We start from the raw sequence: 22617 nt of genomic DNA, 5'->3' as shown, positions 1-22617 counted from the left end.
TTAAAAACATAAGCTCTTAAACAGAATAACTGCCGTCCGACTGCTCGGTCATTTCAAGTGTATCTTTTGCAAAGTAGGTGTCAACGACACGCGAAGCCGCCGACCCGTCTTCCATCGCACAATAGGATTCCCGGAAAGCATCGAGCCGTGACTGGTAGTCGCTCGTCAATTGCGGGATATTGGCCAAGGCTTCAACGAAGGCATCTTCGGTTTCGAGAATCGGTCCCGGCAAGTCCTGATAATAATCAAGATAGAAGCCGCGTAATGTATCGCGGTATAAATCGAGATCGTACGCATAAAAGAACATCGGGCGGTTCATGTTCGCGAAATCAAAGAACACGGACGAATAGTCGGTGATCAATAAATCCGTGATCAAGTACAGTTCCTGAATATCCGGATAACTCGTGACATCGATAAAACGTTCCCGGTGTTCAGCAGGAATACGCGGTTTCTTCGTCACAAGAACGTGCGTCCGGATCAAGAAGACGTATTCGTCACCGAGTGCTTCCGTGACACGGTCGAAATCGAACGGATAGTCGAAGAAGAACTTTCCGTTTCCGAGCGACTGATGATCGCGGAAGGTCGGAGCGTATAAAATGACTTTCTTCTCATCCGACAATTGAAGTTTCGTCCGGATACTCTCGATGGTCTTCGGCTGATTGTTCGAGAAGAACAAATCATTCCGCGGATAACCGGATTCTAAAATCGGTCCATCATACCGGAAGGCACTTTTGAAGATGGTCGAGGCGTAAGCACTTGGAGACAACAGGACGCTCCATTGTTTGATCGAGTTCGTGACCCGGTCGACATACCCTTCGTCCCGTCCGTGAATCTCGTCCAAATCGAACAACATCTTTTTAAGTGGTGTCCCGTGCCACGTCTGAATGTACGTTGTCTCTTTCCGGCGTGTGAAGTAATGCGGGAAGTTTTGGTTGTTGACCCAGAACTTCGCCGTCGCCAAGTAATAGAAGTAAGCAGGAGACAGACGCTTGATGACTTTGGCATTCGGGTCCCCGAGGTAAAGCCGCTTATTGTAGACCCAGACGACTTTGTAATCGAGGTTACGTCGTTTTAACTCTTCATAGATATAACGCGGGCTGTCGGAATACTGTTTACCGAGTCCGCTCTCAAACACAACGAGTTTCGGATCGACCGGCAGTTTTTGCATGAGACGATAGGCAAGCTTCATCGACGGGAAGTAGTAACGATTTTTTCTATACAAACGGTATAGAATATTCGCAGCTTCACTCGTCTCTAAACGTTCTAACCAGCTGGTTTGCTTTTTAAAGTCAGTAATGTTTTGATAAATCGTTTCTGCATAAGATGAATTGACCGGTCTCAAGAAAATATCCGCTCGCTTTTCATACTCAACTTCCATTTGGAACTGACGTTCAGCGGAAAGTTCCAATTGATCCAGTACTTCATCCGGTGTTTTGGAGATTGGACCGGGTAATTCTTTCTCCAAGTCGTAATGGGATCCTTTAGGTCCAATGAAACGCCGACTGTCAAACTGGAAATAGAAAACAGGTCGTTTCAAGAAGCTGAAGTCAAAAGCAACGCTTGAATAATCTGTAATCATCAGCATACTTTCTTTCATTAGATCCTGAACATCACGTTCTCCCTGATTGATGACCGTAATCGGCAAGTCTTCGAAATGACTCGAATATTGTTGCATGTTCGGGTGCAGACAAAAAATAATTTCCATGTCATGGGCCGAAGCGAACTCATGGAGTCTTTCGCTCGATAAAAGGGTCCGATATTGCTCGTAATACTCAGATTCAAAGAATTGGAGCGGTGTCTGTAACCAGGTACGCCATGTAGGAATAATTAAAATTTGACGTTTTACTTCGCAATCCTTTGCGAGCAAGGTATCGAAACGTGCCAGTCCAGTGACTCGAACTTCATGTTCCGGATAACCCATATCTTCTGTAACGACACGCTTTTCGCGTTCTGAACTGACGAAAAACAGATCAGTATGGAACGACGGTGAATTCTTGCCGTAATGATTTTCTAAATTTTTCGTTCCGAGTACACCGTGTTGGAGGAAAACATGTTCTGCGTTCATCTTGTTATCAAAACGTTTTGAACGAACAGGATATAAATAATCTCCATGGTGCGTACCAATGACTTTTTTCGCCATAAGCGTGTGATAGATATGTTCTTTGGATTTAAACGGTAAGGCATGTCCCAGTTGATTTACTTTCTCAAATTCCGGCGAATTTTCGTCAATGACATAATAAACAGGACGATCAGGATAGGTATCGCGCATATATTTGAAGAAGTGATAACCATTATCCTGTGCCTTATAAGGACGTTCTCCGACAATCCACGTATTCTTTTCAGCAAACAACCGGTAAACCGGTGCGAATTTCATCATATGATTCAGATAATCATAGTTTTCATTCGTGAATTCCGTCATTTCGAACGAGAGATTTCGATGTCCGATCGTAAAGTAAGGATTGATGAGCATCGTGTGTCGATCGCTTCGGGCTTTTGTTTCTGAAATCAATTGGCGGGTGATGTAACGAGCACGACCGAGACGGAGCAATGTAGTCTCTGAACGATGATAGTATTCGAGCGAGACGAATGTATCATATACGCCTTCTTTTAAAAGTTGTTGCTGATGGTAAATATCTGTCCAATCAATCAGTGCTCGATAGGTATACCGGTAAAGTCCGAATTTCTCAGCACTTTTGGCATTGTCATACATCCAATCGATCGGGACTGCAACTTGTTCTCCTGTTTCCCGGTGGACCAGTTGCAATGTTCCTTTTTGAATAAAAGCATGGCGGGTAAAGATTTTCCCTTTAATTTCAGTTTGATTCGCAACAGGACGCTCGATGGAATCGATTTGCATCTTCGGTTTAACTTTAGGTTCTTTGTTTAACAGTAATCTTAAATTCCCTTTTAAATCCGTGTAGATATGAGCCGAATTTTGAAATTCTGAATCAATCAACGGCTTTAAAGGAGAAGAAATTCGAGTCTCGAGAAAACGTCCTAAGATAATTTCGCGGGTAAACAGTCCACCGTTAATCGAAGAACGACTCGGTAATCCTTTTGTTTCCCATTTTTTGAGCGTCGTTGGACGAAAATCTTCGAGGTTTTTTGAAAACTTCAACCAAAAAGAAAATCGACCGGTCGGCAAGTCCGTTTCGGATTCTGAATCAGTTTCTGCTAAATCTTCCGAAGCATCTGCCTCCAAGATCGAGATAGCCTCTTTCGTATCTTCTTCAAGAGACAGTTGTTCTTGCTCCGCTAACAGTTTGTTTTCTAATACCTGTTCAACGAGAGCAGGCAAGATATCATGTGTTAGCGAGAAAGAGAACTGGCCATCACCTGTCGGATGGGTATTTTGTAATTGAACTACTTCATTCAATCGATTATCACGAATGATCAGAGACTCAACATTCACTGAAGGATCAGACAAACGTCCACTCAAAATATGTTCTTGAAATGTTGAACTGAGTTGTAGCGTTTGTTTAAACTTAGCGCGACGTGAAATCGTCTTTTTGGGTTTTGGTAAAACTGAACTGCCGAATCGTGCCATTCGTAAAAGTGTCTTGGAAAGACTCACGGGGTAGAACCTCCTCATAAAAAATCGTCTGTTTTCGACGGCGAAAACAAATAGAACGTGTCGTGTGCATGACAATTATCATATCATATTTTCTTTTTTTGGGATGGTCAAATTAAAGACAAGTCAGGGGAGGTAATCAAGATGCATCATTTCATCTGTATCGACAGCTTTAAAGGCTGTATCGGCTCGGAAGATGCAGCGCGTGCCATTGAACGGGGCATCCTGCATGCTGATCCTGACGCGACGATTGACTGGAGTCCGGTCGCAGACGGCGGAGAGGGCACGATTGATACGTTATTCGCCAACGGCTTTAAAAAAATCTGGGCTGCAACAATCGATTTTGCCGGTCGTCCGATTGACGTAGCCTATGCGCAAAAAGACCGGATTGCCGTCATCGAGGCGGCAAGCGTCTGCGGACTTCACTTGAAACGACCGGAAGATGAGGCCTTTTCGGTGCATACACGGGGCGTCGGTCGTCTCGTCCGGCAGGTGTTGACGACGGGTGTATCTGACGCATTTTTGGCTTTGGGCGGTACGGCGACGACCGATGGCGGACTTGGTTTCTTGGCAGAGCTGGGGGCTGACTTAATGACAGAAACCGGGGCACCGATTTCGTGGCAAACAAACCCGTTGATGGAAACGAAACACCTCTGTCTTCCAGCCATGTCCGTTCCCTTACATGTCTTGGCAGACGTCACGGCTCCATATGCCGGTGAACTGGGAGCCGCGTCCGTCTTCGGACCGCAAAAAGGATTGACTGCATCGGAAATTATTTTACTGGATGGACGGTTAAAAGAAATCGGACACCGGCTGCATATCAATCAAATCAAAGGAGCAGGGGCGGCCGGTGGTCTCGGCGGAGCGGCATACGCGCTTGGTGCTTCAATCGAATCGGGGGCAGACTTTATCTTGCCGATGATTAATGCGAGGGAACGGATGGAACGAGCCGATTATGTCTGGACGGGGGAAGGACGGGTCGATCGTCAGACTGCAATGGGGAAGCTCCCGGCAAAGGTCATGGCATTAGCGGATCAGGCGGACGTTCCTTGTATCGTCCTTGCGGGTGAAGTGACGGAAAGGATGGAACAGGCATGGATTTGCGAAGTGATTCATGATCCGGATGAAGAAAAGACGCTTGATCCGTTCGTGACGAAACAACGTTTAACGCGGCGTGCTGAACAAATCGTCCGAAGGTTGCCGGCAGTGCGAGACAGGTGAATTCTTTTAAAATCAGGTGAATAGTTGAAAGGAACAGGTATGAACGGATAGGGCTTAGGGTAAAAGAAACTATATTACTCTATCAATTGGAAGGCAGGTCAACCTCATGATCAATCAGTCGATTCAACTGTCATTTCGACAAGTCCGTGCACTCGTCGAACATACCTTATTATTATTCAAGGAGCTCGATCAACAACTCGCCAACCGGGGATACGAACCGACTTTACCGGATGTCGTCCAGACAGAACACGGCATCAGTATTCATCAGACGAAGGACAGCGCCGAATCGCTTGTCCCGCATTTTTTGACCCGGTCTTACACACGTCAAAATGAAAAAGTGTTGAATCATGCTCTGATTGTGTCCGTTCAATACACGCATCCGCTTCATGAACGATTTGATCCCGTTGTCCTGGTCGGTGACGTCATGTTCAAAAATCCGAAACAGACGACAAAATTATTGCTTGATAAACCGTGGTTGCTGAAGTACGCCGCCTTCGAATCAACGGCTGCCGGATCATTTGAGCCGACCGGCAAACGTTTCCGGACCCAGCCGATTGAAGAAATCGAATGGCTGGATGTCTGGGGACATCCGTTTACGGAAATGCGCGACGTCGAAGATGTAAAAGTGTTGGCGGAAGAAATGATTAAAGGGCACTTGGATCCGGGAACACCATGAGTTACGTTGGATCAGCAAAAAGAAAATAGAAAAAACGGGGGAACGGACGTTAAATCCGCTCCCCCGTTTGTCTGTTTGATGGAAAGATGTGCTTCGTACGAATCGATCTTAAACCGGAACGACAATCCGTTCGATAGCTGCGACAAGATCTGTCGGATTAGTTTTTGGTGCGAATCGTGTGACTTCCCCGTCACGCGTCACTAAAAATTTCGTGAAGTTCCATTCGACGTCCTGCTCGCCCGTCGTGTTCGGGGCAAGTGCTTTCAGTTCTGCGAACAACGGATGTGTCCCTTCCCCGTTGACTTCGATTTTTGAGAAGACAGGGAACGTCACGCCGTAGTTCATTTGGCAAAAACTCTGGATTTCTTCGTCTGTTCCCGGATCCTGTCCGGCGAACTGGTTACAGGGGAAACCGAGGACGACGAGTCCTTGTTTCCGGTAGTCCTGATGAAGTTGTTCCAGTCCTTCAAACTGGGGTGTCAAGCCGCATTTACTCGCTGTATTGACGATCAGCCAAGCTTGTCCCGGATAATCTTTTAACGTCGCTTCCGTACCGTCGATCCGTTGAAATGTCTGCTCCTGTAACATATCTGAATTCCCCCTTATGGTCTTAATCCCAGTGTAGCAAATGCCTCCGGCTTTCGCCTGAATGACGGTTATCAAGATGACAATCCCTTCACAATCCGGTGTCAGTCACCCTGAATCGTGCCGATATTTGATAAAATACAAAAGTCTTTGGAAGGAAAGGAGAGATGCCACATGAGAAAGATGTTGAAACAATCGCGTTTTGTCATGATCGCGACGCTTTGTCTCGTCTTGGTCGCAAGTGTTGTGACACTGCTGACCCTCGGATTCGAACGTGATATTGTGATTCTTGTTTCTGGAGTGGTCGCCCTGTGGGTGACGATGCTAGCTCCTTTGACGGTCCAGGCCAAACTGAATGAGCAATCATAACCGGTGTTGATTCAAAAAAACCGCAGTCCGATTTCTTGCTGAAGGAATGTTCCATTCAGATGAAGGAATCGGTTTCTGCGGTTTTTTTTCTTCTATAGCATAGGCTAAAAAACACTATTTTTATAAAATAAGTCATCAAAAAGTCTGACTATATTTTTTTTAGAAATTCTATTTACAACGTCAAATAATCGGAGTAATATCCATCTCATCAACGAACACTAACATGTTAATGCTTCGATCTCAAAGTACGCCGAGTTCATGATTGAAGCGGGGGACCCAACCGTCACGACACGTGACACGGGGTGAATCTTCTCAGACAAGAGAAGTAGGGCAAAATCCTAGGTATGCCCGAATCCGACAGCTAACCTCGCAGGCGTTTTAGGAGGGAACGACTCTTATTCAGTGCTGCCATTTTTTAAGGCGATGCTGGGGCCGTTACTGCCTCACATCGTCTTTTTGTCGTGTTTAATTGTAAAAATATTGAATAATATGGAGGTAATTTCAACATGGGGGATATCTGGAGCATTCTTTTATTCGTCTTCTTTTTCGGAAGCTCGTTTTTGATGATCGGTCTGATTGAACGGATTCAATGGCGGGCAGGTGACCGGAAATGACATGGTTTTTATTGGCAGTCGGTTGTCTCGTCTTTTTGTATCTGAGCTATTGTTTAATTTATCCGGAAAAATTCTAATCGCATAGGAGAAACAAATCATGTGGACTCAATTTTTACTTCAATTTTGGATTTTACTGGTCATCGCACTCGGAGCAGCCGTTTTGCTTGGGCGGTACATCGGAACGGTCTTTGCACCTGTAGGTATTCGAAAGACTGACTGGATTGGTAAGCTGGAGCGGCGTTTGTTGTTGCTGCTCGGTGTCGATGAACGAAAACAAGACCAGTCGTGGGTCGGGTATTCGAAAAGTCTGTTACTCGTCAACTTGCTGTTTTTTGTCGGAGGATACCTGTTACTGCGTTTTCAAGGGAGTTTGCCGCTGAATCCGAATGGAGCCGTCAATCTGGATTGGTCGACTGCTCTGCATACGACGATCAGCTTCATGACGAATACCGATCAACAGCACTACTCTGGTGAAGCGTTATCGTATCTGTCCCAGACATTTGTCCTCGGTACGATGTTGTTCGTCGCACCGACGATGGCCTTCACGGTCTGTATCGCCGTTATCCGCGGACTGGCGAATCAGCCGCTTGGAAATTTTTATGCGGATTTCGTTCGTTTTATTCTCCGGATCTTAATTCCGGTGTCCTTCCTGTTTGGATTGTTGCTGATTTTACTCGGCGTTCCGCAGACGTTTGGCGGAGCGGTGACCGTGACGACACTCGAAGGAGCAAAGCAACTGATTTACCGTGGACCGGTCGCGGCGTTTGAAGTCATCAAACAGCTTGGGAACAACGGCGCCGGATTCTTCGGAGCGAACGGAGCGCATCCGTTTGAGAACCCGAACCAGTACGTTAACTTCATCCAGATGTTTTTGATGCTGCTGATTCCGATGTCACTTCCGGTCGCTTACGGAAAAATGATCGGTTCAGCGAAGCAGGGCCGTCTGTTCCTCGGCGTGATGACGCTCCTGTTTATCATGATGACGTTCGGCATGGCCGGCAGTCTCCTCGCAAATCCGACCGCACATGGTCAGGAACTCCGGTTTGGTCAAATCGGGACGATCTTATACAGCTCGATTACGACAGCGGCTGAAACCGGTGCTGTCAATGCGATGCATGATTCGCTTCATCCGCTTGCCGGGCTGATTCAGCTAGGCAACATGATGCTGAACGTCGTCTATGGTGGAACGGGAGCCGGTTTCCTGAACGTGTTGTTGTATGCGTTTGTCGCCGTCTTCCTGACCGGATTGCTGATCGGCCGGACACCGACCTTCCTCGGCAAAAAGCTCGAGACGTTTGAAGTCAAGCTGATGGCGATTACCTTACTCGTCCCACCGTTCCTCATTCTCGTCGGAACAGCAGTTTCAATGTACGTGGCACCGGGTGTCGGAGCGATTTCAAATCCTGGCTACCATGGTCTGTCACAAGTCTTGTATGAGTTCACTTCGGCTACCGCCAACAATGGTTCCGGTTTTGAAGGGCTCGGTGACGCGAATGTCTACTGGAATGTCTCGACGTCGTTTGCCTTATTCTTTGGTCGTTACATTCCGTTGATTCTGATGCTTGCGATTGCAGGATCACTGAAAGCAAAACCAGCTGTTCCGCAAGATGAATTTTCGTTTAAAACAGATACCCCACTATTCGGTACAGTTTTCCTCGGGACGGTCGTACTCGTCGGTGCATTGACATTCCTGCCAGTGCTTGTACTTGGACCTATCGCGGATTGGCTGACGATGTGAACAGGAGATAATGAAAGATGATGGAACCAATCAAAGATCAACCTACTGGGCAGGAACCGAACGTTCCGGAAAAAGCGTCAACATCAGCCGTTAATCCGTCAATTGCAAAACAAGCGACACTGGATGCCTTTAAAAAATTAAATCCGGCGCATATGGTCAAACAACCGATCATGTTCGTCGTCTGGATCGGTTGTCTGCTGGCAATCGGTTATACGATTTTCATCGACGAGATGCGTGGTTTTAACTTAGCCGTCAGCATCATCCTGTTCCTGACCGTTCTGTTCGCGAATTTCGCCGAATCAATCGCCGAAGGACGTGGGAAAGCCCAGGCAGATTCTTTAAAAGCCTCAAAAGCGGATGTCATGGCGCGCAAACGGGTCGGGCAGATGATCGAGACTGTCTCCTCGGCGACACTGCGGAAGGGTGACATCGTTTTCGTCCGGACCGGTGAATATGTACCGGGGGACGGCGAAATCATTAAAGGTCTCGCTTCGATTGATGAGTCGGCGATCACCGGAGAATCAGCACCGGTCATCAAGGAAGCCGGGGGTGACTTCTCATCTGTCATCGGCGGCACGTTAGTCGTCAGTGACGAAATTGAAGTCCGGATTACGAGTAACCCGGGTGAATCGTTCCTCGACCAGATGATTGCGCTCGTCGAAGGAGCAAGCCGGCAAAAAACACCAAACGAATTGGCGCTGTCGACGTTACTGACAAGCTTGACACTAATCTTTTTACTCGTCGTCATGACACTACCTGTCTTTACGAATTATTTAGGCTTTGATTTGTCCGGTCCGATTCTGATCGCCTTGCTGGTCTGTCTGATTCCGACGACGATCGGCGGATTGTTATCGGCGATCGGGATTGCCGGGATGGACCGCGTGACCCGCTTTAACGTCATTGCGATGAGCGGGAAAGCGGTCGAAGCAGCGGGAGACATTCAAACGATCATTCTTGATAAGACGGGTACGATTACATTCGGGAACCGGATGGCGTCCGACATTCTGCCGGTCGGTGCTGCGACGACGGAAACTGTCTTTTCCGGTGCGACACTCTCTTCACTCGCAGATGAGACACCGGAAGGCCGTTCGGTTCTGGAACTGGCTGAACTTCGAAACATGCCGATTGAACAAAAACAGTTGGACGGGGCGGAAATCATTCCGTTTCGGGCGGAAACGCGGATGTCGGGTCTTGATTTAGCCGACGGCCGCCGGGTCCGAAAAGGAGCCGGACAAGCGATTCAACAGTGGGTCGCGGACCAAGGGGGAGAGATTCCTAGCAATCTGCAGGAAACAGTCGATCAGATTTCACGGCTCGGCGGGACACCACTCGTCGTCGCCATCGATACGGAAATCTTAGGTGTCATTTATCTGAAGGATACGGTTAAGCCCGGCATGCGGGAACGGTTTGACCGCCTGCGGGAGATGGGAATCAAAACGGTCATGTGTACCGGCGACAATCCATTGACGGCAGCAACGATTGCCCGCGAAGCCGGAGTCGACGATTTCGTCGCCGAATGTACGCCGGAAGATAAAATCTGTGTCATCAAACGTGAGCAGGACGCCGGACACCTGGTTGCGATGACAGGCGACGGAACAAACGATGCACCGGCGCTTGCCCAGGCCGATGTCGGTCTTGCGATGAACAGCGGAACGCAGGCGGCAAAAGAAGCAGCCAACATGATTGATCTCGACTCCAATCCGACGAAAATCATCGAAGTCGTTGAAATCGGTAAACAGTTGCTGATGACACGCGGTGCGTTGACGACGTTCTCGATTGCCAATGATGTCGCGAAATACTTTGCGATCATTCCGGCAATCTTCATGGTCGCGATTCCGCAAATGGAACTGCTGAACATCATGCGTCTCGATTCCCCGACGACGGCCATCCTGTCGGCACTGATCTTTAACGCGATCATCATTCCGATGCTGATTCCGCTGTCGATGAAAGGTGTCTCGTATAAACCGATGACAGCGGATCAACTGCTCGGCCGGAATTTACTCATCTACGGTGTTGGCGGCGTCATCGTCCCGTTCATCGGCATTAAAATCATTGATGTCTTGCTCGCAAGCATCCTATAAGGAGAACAGAATCATGAAACAGGCCATTCGTGTGACGGTCTTCGTCACTGCGTTGTGCGGGATTGTTTTTCCCGCTTTGCTGACCTTGTTCGGTCAATTACTTGTTCCGGACAAAGCAGCCGGTTCACTGGTGCAGGAAAACGGAAAATTCATCGGATCGGAATTGATTGCGCAACCTTTCACGTCAAAACAATATTTCCACGGACGTCCGTCAGCAGTCGATCAATTAGCGGGATCATCTGCTGGGGATAACCTGGCCGCTTCGAACCCGGAGCTTGGCAAGAATATGGCGGAATTCGCGAAACAGAATCAAGTGGACGGCGCTTCGCTTCCGGACGATGCCCGCGTGACGTCCGGTTCTGGCTTCGATCCGCACATCTCGCTCGACTATGCGCGGGCACAGGTCAAACGGATTGCAACCGAACGAAATCTCTCGCGTGATGCTGTTCAGCGATTAATCGATCAGGAAGCAGGGAATAATCAATATGTGAACGTTTTGATGTTGAATCTGAAACTTGATCGGAGTCCATCATGACACGCGGAAAGCTGAAGCTGTATATCGGCTCGGCTCCCGGTGTCGGGAAGACGTATAAGATGCTGGCGGATGCCCATGCGTTGGTCCGGGAAGGCAAGGATGTCGTCATCGGTTTGATCGAGACGCACGGCCGTCGGGATACGGCAGAGATGATCGGGGGGCTCGAACAGGTGCCGTTACTCGAAGTCCACTATAAAGAGAAAGTGTTTCTTGAAGTGAACGTCGAAGCGATCATTGCCCGCAAACCGGACATCGTGTTAATAGACGAACTGGCACATACGAATGCGCCGGGATCGATTCGGAAAAAACGATATCAGGATGTCTCCGTCCTGCTTGAAGCGGGCATCAATGTCTATTCGGCCGTCAACATCCAGCATTTCGAAAGCCTGCTGTTTAAGGTGAAAGAAATGACAGGGGTCGAAGTCCGGGAGCGGATTCCGGATCCCTTCCTCGGGGAGGCGGATGAGATTCTACTCGTGGACGTGACGCCGCAAACCTTGCGTGAGCGATTGGAACACGGAAAAATCTATAAAAAAGAGAAGATTGAACAGAGCTTAAATTCTTTTTTCTCCTTGCAAAACTTAGCGAGCTTACGGGAGTTATCGCTCCGGCAGGTCGCGGATGAAGTCGACGATCAAGTGTATCAAGCACGTCTCTTGATCGAAAAAGATCCGACCTTATTACAGGAACGAATTTTAGTCTGTGTCCAGTTGAATGAAAATGCGCGAAAGTTGATCTATCGTGGATTTCGGATGGCGAGCCGGATGAAAGCCGATCTTTACATTTTGACGATTCTACCCAAACCGGAAAACCAGTTGACGGCATCGCAAAAAGAAGTACTGGCGATGTTACGCGAAAGTGGAGCCCTGTTTGACGCAGAAGTCTTAATTCGGATTCAAGGGGAACGTTCGATTGCGGAAACCATCACGGCAGCCGCAAAACATCATCGCATCACACAAATCGTGCTCGGTCAATCCGCACGGACCCGGTGGCAGGAAATCCGGCGCGGTTCGATCGTCAATCAAATCATGCGCCAAAACCGGGGCATTGATTTGCAAATCGTCGCTGATGATCAAGTCTGACAGGGTGTCTCTTCCGCGTAAATGCAGGAGACGTCTTCCGTCAGATGGTGGCGGTCAAAGCACACAAAAAAAATCCAGACCACGAATCGATGGATTCAATGTCTGGATTTTTTTGTAGTTCTTAACGCGTAAAGACTGGAATATCAAAGACGGCCGTATAGCTGTCCATCTGTTCATACAGCTTGTAGATTTGGGTTGTTTGTTTGACCGCCCAGCCCATATCCGTCGCGTACTGGTGAACACCCGGACGCATCGGACTCCAACGCATTTTGTAGAGCGTGTTTTGGTCGTAAGCATTGTGGATGTATGTCGTACTGATGAATTCCGCACCACCGACGATGGCGGCTTCCGGTGTGAACCATCCTTTGCTGTACGCATACGCAGCACCTGTATTGATGGCATCGTAGTCATACGCACCGATTCCGTACATGTTGTAGACTGTTCGTCCGTTCCAGATGACACCTGTCGCAAGTTTCGACGTCCCGTTCCCTGTCTCGAGTAAAGCATGTGAGATCAGGTACGCTTCGTTGACCGAATACTTCGCGCCGGCATCGATGAAAGCTTGACCGCAACTGCCTGTCGTACATTTACCGAAGATACCTTTTGTCGCGAGGATGTTGTTCAACGTCGCCGCTGAAGCACCTGTTGATTTGGATAAATCAAGGAACTGGTAATAGGCAGACGATTGACGATCAACTTTGAGCGGATCCGCCGCATTCCGGACATCGGCTTCGAGTGCGTTCAACCAGTAAATCGTTGAATACTTTGTCGTCGTTGTGTAGACGCGCGGATACGTCGTGTAGAAGCCGCTGACGTTTTGATAGACCTTGATCATCACGCTTGGTTTGAACTGACCATAAACGTGACTGGCCGTCGTCGCACCGGAGCGGATGTTCAGCGGTGTCGTTGCCGTGACCGTGGCAATCGTTCCGTTGACCGGATCGAGGGCACCGCCGAGGCGAACGTAGTCAGCACTGACGTACATCAGTTTTGAAGCATACAAATCGGTTTGTGGGGGAGGATTCAGTTTCATTTGGGCACTGATGAAGCTGTCAAACGTATACGGTGTTGCGACTGAATTATAGACGTTCAGCTTGGCTGATGTCATGACCATTGTCCCGTTATACGCATAAAGCGTCTTCCCTTCATAAGAAACTTCATACCAGCTGCCGATTTTTCCGGTGACCGGTAAAACCGTATTCACAGGAATGGAAGCGACGAGTTGATATGCATCTCCGACATAAGAGCGGAGCGAAGTCGTTCCGGTTGCCCGGACAAACGATTTTTCGATCGGCTCATAAGCGATCGGTGAAGTCGGCTGACCAAGCTTGATATAACCTGTTTTTCCGTTGACCGTGACTTGATGCCACTGACCATTGGCAGATGTCGTCACAAGCGTTTTCGTCGTGTAGACATTCCCTTTGTTTAAGTTGGCGATGGTTGTGGCCGTATCTTTCGCATCACTTTTGACAGCAACCGGGGCGTCGAGCAGGAAGCGGGCTTCCGCAATCGTCGTCGTCTCCGAAAACTCCGTCAAAGTAGACGCTACTGCATAACCGCTCTTACCGGCATAGGTGATCTTCACCCAGTTGCCGATTCGTCCTGTCACCGTGATGACCGTTTTGTTTGGAATCGTCGTGACGGGAGCGTAAGATGGTCCGGCATAAGACCGGAGCGGTGTTGCCGCTGACGTTTTGTATTTTGTTTCCGGTAGGGCTTCGTAGGCAATCGATGTTCCTTGGTTGACGCGGACGTAACCGGTTTTTCCATCAATCGTCATCCGGTGCCACTGTTCTGCACGACCGTTCGTGATGACTTGTGTCGTATAGTAGACGTCATTTACCGAGAGTGTCGTCAACGTATCGGCTGTCGAGTGGTGCGATTTCTTTACGTCGACTGACTTCGATAAGACGAATCGTGAAGCCGGCAGTGTTTTTTTCGTAATCAATTCAGTCATCGTATCCGCAACAACATAACCGGTTTTCCCGTTAGCCGATACTTTATACCAATCTTGAATTTTTCCGATGACCTGAACATTCGTACCTGTCGCGATGGTTGCGACAGTCGCATAGGAATTTCCTGCATATGTACGCAGTATAGTCGTTTCTGTTGCTTTCATTGCCATGTTCTCTGAACTGTAATCGACAGGTTTCCCTTGATCGACCGGGATGTATCCTGTCTGACCGTCTTTTGTGACACGATGCCATTTAGACGAACCATTCGTGACGAGTTGATTCGTTTGATAAATATCCTTTGTCTTGAACATCGTGACGGTCGCAGCGTTGGCTTTCGGTGCTGCTTTCATCGCGACATCCGTTTCAAGTTGGATATCGGTCGCCGGAATCGGTTGTGTCGTCACATAATCCGTAAAGGTCGTACCGGCTGCGTAACCTGATTTTCCGTCATAAGAGACTTTATACCAGTTGCCGATCTGTCCTTGGATTTTGACGACGGTCCCGTTTGGAATCGTTTTGATGACACCGTACGAAGGACCGGCATACGAGTGCAACGCCGTTGCTGTCGTCGTCTTTAGAGAAAGATCATGGACCGTATAGTACTTGATCGTTTTTCCTTGATTGACTTTGACATAACCGGTTTTGCCGTCTTTTGAGACTTTATGCCACTGCTCGCCAAGTGGATTTGTCACGAGTTGCGTCGTATAGTAGACGTTTCCCGTTTGCAGGCTGGCAAGTGTCGCGACGGATGAAGCCGGTGTGGCTTTGATTTCAACGGAGTTCGACAACAGGAAGCGTGACGAGGCTAACTTGACCTTTGCCGTGTACTCTTTCAAAGCAGCAGTCAAAACGTAACCTGTTTTCCCGTCATACGTGACACGATGGTAGAGACCCGAAACTGCAGTCGATTTAACGATTGCTCCTTTTGGAAGTGTGACGAGCGGACGTTTCGTTCCGTCCGTCGTATCGTACAGGACAAGAGCCGATTTCGTTTGGAACGTCGTTTCCGGAATCGTCGTCACTTCCTGTTTAGAAGAGCCGGCGAATGCACCTTTATGCATATAACCTGACTTGCCTGCATAAGTGACATTGTACCAGTCACCGATTCGTCCGGTTGTTTGCAGGGAAGTCCCTGTTGGAACGACAATCTGCCGCGGATAGGCTGTACCGGCATATTGACGGAGGATGTAACCGTCTGTCGTTTTTAAAGCAGTCTTCGACATTTTCGTGTAGGCAATCGGTGTCGCGTTTAAGGCACGGGCATAAACCGTCTTGCCGTCATATTTGACACGATAAAAGATTTCGCCAACCGAATTCGTGATTTTTTGTGAACTGTAGTACGCATCCTGTTCATTTAAAGTAACGATGACAGGAGCTGTCGCCGACGCTGATGTATAAAGGGGCGTCTTTTTCGAAACGAGGAACCGTTGTCCTTTAATCGTTTCTTTCTGATCAAATGCTGTTAGATATTTTGACGCGACATATCCCGTTTTTCCGCCGTATGCTACTCTTCTGAAATAGCCAGAAGACGACTCATACGTGGATGAAACGATAGTTCCGGTCTTGATCGTCAACAAGCGTTTCCGTGAAGATGTCGTCTTGTCATACAGATAAGTATCGGCAGACAGACGGTAGGTCGTTGCTTTGGTCGTCGCAGCTTCGAGTGAAGGGCTGTAAGAAACAAATATGCCGAGGACCAGGATAAAGCTGACCAGCATCTTCAAGGGTTTCGTGAATAGTGTCGTGTTCAAAGATCGTATCCTCCTAGTTAGAATTCGTCCGAAGACGTTTCGGGCTCTAGGATGTCAATTCTAAGATGTGAAATTAATTTGCCTATACTTACTATCGACAATAAAACATTTATCTACAGTATATTTAGATTTTTTTTGAAAAAAGGGGTTTAGTTTTTTAAAAAACCCTTCTGTTTTAGGAAACAGAAGGGAATTAAGTCATATCATGATTTTTTGAAAAAGTTCCGACAGATTAGTCGTCGGTCGGTCGCATTGAAAATCATGACAAAGATAGGCTGTCGCCTGTCGAGTCGGAGCATCGTACGTGGCAAGGAATGGAGCGATTTCGAGCAAGTCCGTTTTTGAACCGACGAGCAGTGAAAGTTCAGGCAGGCGGCGCTGATGGAGCTGCGTCAGAAACGAGGCGACGTCCGTGTAAGATTCCGTCAACACGATCAACTCCTTTGGTTCCATCAACGTCCGCGTGTAGACACTCAGAAGACTGGCGAAACCGGTCGGTTGAGATTTAATTTCGGAAGCAAGCGTCGAGAAGTTCCGCTGGGCCTGATCCCGGTAGTCGGTCCGGCCTGTCAGCTGGGATAAACGAAGCAGATTCGAGACAGCCGTGCTGTTACCGGCCGGTTTGACGCCGTCATAAACATCTTTCGGCCGCATGAGTAACGTCTCATCCTCAAATGAAGTAAAGAAAAAGCTGCCGTCTTCGTCAGAGAAGTCCCCGATCATCCGTTCCGTCAGCCGGATTGCCTGCTTGAGATAGGGGATGTGCTGTGTCGTTTGATGCAGCTCGAGATAAGCTTCCGTCAAGAAACTGTAGTCATCGAGATAACCGTTTCCTTGAATATGACCTTGACGGTACCGGACGTGTAACCGGTCGTCGTCCATCAAATGGGTCTCAAGGAACGTCAAAGCCTGTCGGGCACGCTCTGTATACCGCTCATCGTTAAAAACACGTCCTGCTTTCGCATAGGCAGAAATCATCAAGGCGTTCCAAGACGTCAAGACCTTATCGTCACGGAACGGACGGGTCCTTTGACTACGGAAGAGCAACAAGGTCCGGCGCTCCTGCTCGAGTTGGATCAGGATATCTTGGACAGCGGTATTTCGATCAGCCGAGAGTTGCTGAATCGATTGACCGGTCCGCCGAAAAACAATCCGCCCTTCGAAGTTTCCTTGAGGCGTGGCTTGATAGAGGAGCGGGAAAACGGCGTCTTGTCCGAGTAAATCCGTCAGTTCATCGAATGTGAACGTATAAAAAAGACCTTCGCGACCTTCGCTGTCCGCATCTTCTGCCGAATAAAAGGCACCGTCCGGAGAGGACAAATCGCGTTCGATGTACGCAAAAATTTCTTCCGCATATTGTTTAAACCGTTCTCTGCCCGATACTTGATACGTTTCGATACATAATGTCGCAAATAAGGCATTGTCATACAACATTTTTTCAAAATGCGGGATTTCCCAGCGTTCATCGACCGTATACCGGTAAAGACCGAATCCAACGTGATCGGTGATTCCGCCATCCCGCATCGCGGTTAAGGTCCGCATGACCATTTGCAAGGCGGTCTCATCTTCTGCGAACCGGTAATAATCGAGCAGGAAAGTCAGCAACGAAGGCGATGGGAACTTAGGAGCTGTGCCAAACCCGCCGTTCTCCACATCATACTGACGCATCGCCTGATCAAATGTCTCGTGGACCAATGCCTCATCCAGTGGATCCTCTGAGTCGAAGGTCGTGACCGCCGTTAACGCCTGAATGATTTCTCGTCCGACTCGTTTGATTTTGTCCGGATCGGTCCGGTAATGTTCACTGAGTTGCAACAGAACCTGCCGGAAGCTCGGGCGGTTGAACTGCGGTGTCTTCGGAAAATAGGTGCCGATGTAAAACGGCGTCTGATCGGGGGACATGAAGACGCTGAGCGGCCAACCGCCCTGTCCGTTCATCAGTTGGGCCGCCGTCATATAAATCTGATCGATATCCGGTCGTTCTTCCCGGTCGACTTTGATCGAGATGAACCGGTCATTCAGCATCCGGGCCGTTTCTTCGTCTTCGAAGCTTTCGTGTGCCAAAACATGGCACCAATGACAGGTCGAATAGCCAATCGACAGGAAAATCGGTTTGTTCGCCGAACGGGCAGCGGCAAACGCTTCTTCCCCCCATGGATACCAATCAACCGGATTGGTGGCGTGTTGGAGTAAATAAGGACTTTTTTCATTGATCAGTCGATTCGTCGCCATCTCTAAAACCTCGTTTCTTCTATAGTAATAGTCAGTCGTCTTTTGGTAACCTTAACGATACCGGTGTTCGGGAGATGAATCAACAAAAGGACCCGTATCCAAAATAGAAGTTTCTTAAAAAAGATTGACTTTATAAAATAAAACGTGGTATATTAAATTTTGTCATGAATCGGGGATGATCACTCATGTGAGAATCCATCACAAAAATACACAATTTAATAATCAGGTCAGGATTTTTAGACCTTACTGACAAATGAGTCAGACATAAGTCATCGCTTTTATTTTGTCCTTCTTCTGTTGAACGAGAAGAAGTTGACCCAGCAAGATAAACCTTCCATTCGATACTTTTCAGCTCATTTCCGAGCGAAATTCTAAAAATCCCAGTAAATACGCAACCCAACGCGTAACTTGATTCTTGCTAAAACGCTTGATTCAGCTGGCGCGGCCAAGGAGCCGTAACAACGAAAGAGAGGTAGGGCTTTCGTCGTTTCAGGTGTTTTGATCACCTGTATCCTCGATTCCCATGACACCTAAAAAAACAGACACGCTGAAAAGGTGTTTTTTTTATGCCTTTTTTTAAAATTAATATACAAATGAATCTTAACATTCTTTACGTAAAGACGAATGATTATTTTTTGTAAGCGTTAACAATTAATTCTTTTACGAATATTAGTGTCTTTTTTTACATAAAATATACACTATTCATGAATTAATCTGATAATATAAAGAAGTGTCAGAAAATTCATAGGGGGTCAACATCATGAAGAACGTCAGTACGTTTGGGAAGTGGGCATTGGTCGGAGCATTAACAGCAGGAATTCTTCCACAAGCAGGCATTACGGTCGGGGCAGAAGGCGAAGGCGTCATCTTGTCCGAGTACATAGAGGGGTCAAGCAACAACAAAGCGATTGAAATTTATAATGGTTCGGGTCAAATCATCAATCTTTCAGATTACACGCTTGTTCAATATACGAATGGTGGACCGACAGAGTCAAAAATTACCCTGTCCGGAACGCTTGAGCCGGGGAAAACATTTGTCATTGCCAATTCAAGTGCAAACGCAGACATTAAAGGAAAAGCCCAACAAACAACAGGTTCACTCAACTTTAACGGAAACGATCCGGTTGCCTTGAAAAAGGGTGATGTCGTCCTTGATATCATCGGTCCGGTCGGCTCCAGTGCTGATTTCGCGAAAGATACGACACTTGTCCGGAACTCAAACGTAACAGCCGGTTCGAAAACATACGAACCGTCACAATGGACAAGCTTCCCGGTCGACACGTTAACAAATCTCGGGACGCACGCTGCTGAAGCCGGAGACATTTTAGTCGCACCGACGGCATCACCGGTCGGAGAAGTCGATCGCGGCGATCAAGTGACGTTAAACGGAGAAGGTACGATCCATTATACCGTTGACGGATCAACACCGACTGCTGAGAGTCCGGTCTACTCGGGTCCGATTACAATTAATGAAGAAATGACGATTCAGGCAGTAGCTGTCAAAGACGGAAAAACGTCTGCTGTTTCGACATTCAAATACTACATCGCACCTCCAATCACGAAAATCAGCAGCATTCAAGGAATCGCGCATACATCACCATACGCGGATCAACTTGTCCGGACGACGGGTGTCGTCACCTATGTCGTCGATGCGAATAACTTCTACATGCAGGATCCAAATCCGGATAACAACAGTAAAACGTCTGAAGGAATTTTAGTGTATGCGAAGAACCACGGCGCAGCCGTCGGACAGACCGTTGCAACGACAGGATACGTCAAGGAATGGTTGCTTGGCGGATACAGCGACAAGTTTGATACGGATCTCGCGGTGACGGAAATCAGTACCGTCAATCTTGTGAAGGGCGCATTGAACTCAGGATTGCCGGCAAGTATCGTTCTCGGGGAAAACGGTGTCTTGATTCCGACGAAAGTCATCGACAACGATTCATTTGCTGAATTTGATCCGGCTGAAGATGCGATTGATCTATACGAAAGTGTGGAGGGGATGCGTGTCGCACTTCCGAATGCCATCGTTACGGGACCACAGGCCAACCGGACGATTCCAGTTCGTACGCAAACAGCAGATAAAATCTATACGAAACGCGGTACACCAATCCTGACAGAAGATAACGCCAATCCGGAGCGACTGTTCGTTGAAATGGGCAGCAGCTCGTACCGTGCGAAATCAGGGGACCGTTTCGAAGGAACAATCGAAGGGGTCATGAGCTATAACTATTCGGCGTATAAAGTACTCGCGAAAGCAGCGGATCTGCCGAAGCTGATTACGAGTGAAGTCGATCGTCAACCGACGAACATTGAAACGGGCGATTCACGTCTGACAGTTGCTTCATACAACGTGGAAAACTTTGCTTCGACGGCAGATGCCGGAAAAGTCGATCGTGTATCGGAAGGGATCGCGACATTCCTGAAAACACCAGATATCGTCGGTTTGACAGAAATGCAGGATAACGATGGTGCGACAGACAGCGGTACGGTCGATGCATCGAAATCGTTTGAGACATTGATTGCCGCAATCGAAGCGAAAACAGGTGTCCGCTATGCGTATACGGATATCGCACCGGAAGATAAAAAAGACGGCGGACAACCGGGCGGAAACATCCGTGTCGGCTTCCTCTACAATCCGGCGCGCGTCTCACTTGCACCAGGCGTAAAAGGAACAGCGACACAAGCCGTTGCCGTCGAAAACGGTAAGCTGACGAACAACCCGGGTCGGATTCAGCCGAACGATCCAAACTTCGACAGCTCACGTAAACCACTCGTCGGAGAATTCATCTTCAAAGGCGAATCGTATCATGTCATCGTCAACCACTTTAACTCTAAAGGCGGCGATGGAGCAGACTTTGGTAAAAATCAGCCGGTCGTTCGTAAGAGTGAAGTACAGCGTCATGCGATTGCCGGAATCGTCCAAAACTTCGTTAATGAACTGGAAACAGAAGTCAAAGATTCAAATGTCGTCGTACTCGGTGACTTGAATGACTTCCAGTTCTCGAAAACACTGGATATCTTAAAAGGCGACAACCTTTGGAATACAGTGGATGATCTTCCGAAATCGGAACGTTATTCTTACGTCTATAACGGAAACGCACAGGTTCTCGACCATGTTCTGATTTCAAAAAACCTGAAGCCGTATACGTCTTCTGATATCGTCAACATCAACTCGGATTATATGGAAGCAGACGGTAGCGCGAGTGACCACGATCCAGCCATCATTTCGATTCAAGGGATGGAAAGTGCTGTCGCCGTTAACGGAAAAGCGGAAATCGGAAAATGGCGTGCCGTTCAAAAAGGGAACCATATCTTCATCGAACGCAAACTAGCCGGGAAATGGGACAAAGCGAGCGAAACACATGCCGATCAACAAGGTGATTTACTTGAACTCCGTGTTTCTCAAGGACGTCCGTATATCCAGGTAAAAACGAAAAAAGGCAAAACGATTTGGCTTGAACTGTCGAATGGTTACAAATTAAAAGAAACAACGAAATACTAAGCGGTTGTATTAAAAAAAGCGGACTTAATTGTCCGCTTTTTTGTGTATTCGGATAAAGAGAGAGAAAAAGGACAGCAGACTAATCGTGAGGGTAAGCAGTAACGCGAGGTTTAACGGGATGACACGGAACATGTACGTAAAATGAATGATGATCAATAACAGGATAATGGCAAGACCGGGAAGAAATTGTTTGCGTAACAGATGACCGACACCCGGAACAAGGAGTTCGAAACCGAACCGTTGACTGATATGGACTTCTTCATGGGCATTAGCGAGACTGAATGAGACAGTCAACAACACTAAAATGAGCCATCCGGAAAACAGATACTGTTGAATCGGTAAAAACGTAATCGATTCATAGATAAAATAAAGTAGAATCATGGCATACTCCTTTGGAAGTAGAGGTTATATAGAATTTCCTTATTTTTTCCTTACGAGTTCTAATGATAGCGAGGGTTTTCAGGAACGGCAACAACATTTAAAGGGAATAAAAATAAAAGAATGTTCACACATTTTAACAACAGGGAAAGAATAGTTTATTTTATGTATGATAATGGTGTGAGAATGCGATAAATAAAGACGTCAGACCTCTTTTGCACAAAAAATCTGAGATGTGTCAAAACTGTGAAGCGGAACAGGGAATCGTGTGATTTCACTTGAAACGACAGCTTAGACTGTTCGAACAGACGCATTTCTTTT

Annotated in this window: 14 protein-coding genes and 1 riboswitch; of the genes, 9 read left to right on the top strand and 5 right to left on the bottom strand. The window is 47.7% G+C overall.

The genetic code is table 11. The features are described from left to right. Positions 1 to 16 precede the first annotated feature (16 nt). Positions 17 to 3574, bottom strand: coding sequence for a CDP-glycerol glycerophosphotransferase family protein (locus tag KNP91_RS08900; RefSeq protein ID WP_214849692.1), 3558 nt, complete (start codon positions 3572 to 3574; stop codon positions 17 to 19). A 141-nt stretch (positions 3575 to 3715) separates the two neighbouring features. Here KNP91_RS08900 and KNP91_RS08895 point away from each other — a divergent pair, with 141 nt between their 5' ends. Both KNP91_RS08895 and KNP91_RS08890 read left to right on the top strand, forming a co-directional pair. Beyond that, positions 3716 to 4792: a glycerate kinase family protein gene (locus KNP91_RS08895; RefSeq protein WP_214849689.1), complete on the top strand. Its 1077-nt coding sequence runs from the start codon at positions 3716 to 3718 to the stop codon at positions 4790 to 4792. A 106-nt stretch (positions 4793 to 4898) separates the two neighbouring features. Further along, positions 4899 to 5468: a hypothetical protein gene (locus KNP91_RS08890; RefSeq protein ID WP_012371420.1), complete on the top strand. Its 570-nt coding sequence runs from the start codon at positions 4899 to 4901 to the stop codon at positions 5466 to 5468. A gap of 108 nt (positions 5469 to 5576) precedes the next feature. Here the strand turns inward: KNP91_RS08890 and KNP91_RS08885 are convergent, their stop codons facing one another. Further along, complete coding sequence (locus tag KNP91_RS08885) at positions 5577 to 6056, bottom strand: glutathione peroxidase (RefSeq protein ID WP_026827448.1); 480 nt, start codon at positions 6054 to 6056, stop codon at positions 5577 to 5579. A 171-nt stretch (positions 6057 to 6227) separates the two neighbouring features. Between KNP91_RS08885 and KNP91_RS08880 the strand changes: the two genes are divergently transcribed. The 6 genes from KNP91_RS08880 (at position 6228) to KNP91_RS08855 (ending at position 12472) form a co-directional block, all read left to right on the top strand. Then, positions 6228 to 6422, top strand: a complete 195-nt coding sequence (locus tag KNP91_RS08880; protein WP_012371418.1) for a hypothetical protein — start codon at positions 6228 to 6230, stop codon at positions 6420 to 6422. Positions 6423 to 6660: 238 nt separating this feature from the next. Next, positions 6661 to 6813: riboswitch (cyclic di-AMP (ydaO/yuaA leader) on the top strand. Positions 6814 to 7032: 219 nt separating this feature from the next. Then, on the top strand, positions 7033 to 7113 hold the full coding sequence (locus KNP91_RS15875) for a potassium-transporting ATPase subunit F (protein WP_214849975.1): 81 nt from the start codon (positions 7033 to 7035) through the stop codon (positions 7111 to 7113). Between the two features lie 20 nt (positions 7114 to 7133). Beyond that, positions 7134 to 8774 (top strand): potassium-transporting ATPase subunit KdpA, encoded by a 1641-nt coding sequence (kdpA, locus tag KNP91_RS08870; RefSeq protein ID WP_214849688.1) that lies wholly within the window; start codon positions 7134 to 7136, stop codon positions 8772 to 8774. A gap of 17 nt (positions 8775 to 8791) precedes the next feature. After that, positions 8792 to 10855, top strand: coding sequence for a potassium-transporting ATPase subunit KdpB (kdpB, locus tag KNP91_RS08865; protein WP_214849687.1), 2064 nt, complete (start codon positions 8792 to 8794; stop codon positions 10853 to 10855). A 13-nt stretch (positions 10856 to 10868) separates the two neighbouring features. After that, on the top strand, positions 10869 to 11390 hold the full coding sequence (locus KNP91_RS08860) for a potassium-transporting ATPase subunit C (protein WP_214849686.1): 522 nt from the start codon (positions 10869 to 10871) through the stop codon (positions 11388 to 11390). Further along, positions 11387 to 12472: a universal stress protein gene (locus tag KNP91_RS08855; protein WP_214849685.1), complete on the top strand. Its 1086-nt coding sequence runs from the start codon at positions 11387 to 11389 to the stop codon at positions 12470 to 12472. Before KNP91_RS08860 ends, KNP91_RS08855 begins: the two co-directional genes overlap by 4 nt. Before the next feature lie 121 nt (positions 12473 to 12593). Here the strand turns inward: KNP91_RS08855 and KNP91_RS08850 are convergent, their stop codons facing one another. Both KNP91_RS08850 and KNP91_RS08845 read right to left on the bottom strand, forming a co-directional pair. Further along, positions 12594 to 16178: an SH3 domain-containing protein gene (locus KNP91_RS08850; protein WP_214849684.1), complete on the bottom strand. Its 3585-nt coding sequence runs from the start codon at positions 16176 to 16178 to the stop codon at positions 12594 to 12596. A 198-nt stretch (positions 16179 to 16376) separates the two neighbouring features. Next, positions 16377 to 18410, bottom strand: a complete 2034-nt coding sequence (locus KNP91_RS08845; protein ID WP_214849681.1) for a thioredoxin domain-containing protein — start codon at positions 18408 to 18410, stop codon at positions 16377 to 16379. A gap of 760 nt (positions 18411 to 19170) precedes the next feature. Here KNP91_RS08845 and KNP91_RS08840 point away from each other — a divergent pair. Then, on the top strand, positions 19171 to 21918 hold the full coding sequence (locus tag KNP91_RS08840) for a chitobiase/beta-hexosaminidase C-terminal domain-containing protein (RefSeq protein WP_214849678.1): 2748 nt from the start codon (positions 19171 to 19173) through the stop codon (positions 21916 to 21918). A 24-nt stretch (positions 21919 to 21942) separates the two neighbouring features. On the opposite strand, the gene KNP91_RS08835 is transcribed toward KNP91_RS08840, so the two are convergent. After that, positions 21943 to 22299 carry a hypothetical protein gene (locus tag KNP91_RS08835; RefSeq protein WP_012371409.1) on the bottom strand — a complete coding sequence of 119 codons (357 nt, stop codon included), beginning with the start codon at positions 22297 to 22299 and terminating at the stop codon, positions 21943 to 21945. Positions 22300 to 22617 lie beyond the last annotated feature (318 nt).

It is taken from the genome of Exiguobacterium sp. s138, assembly GCF_018618775.1.
GTDB lineage: Bacteria > Bacillota > Bacilli > Exiguobacteriales > Exiguobacteriaceae > Exiguobacterium_A > Exiguobacterium_A artemiae.
Note: the sequence above shows the minus strand (reverse complement) of the source record. Positions and strands in the feature narration are given on the sequence as shown.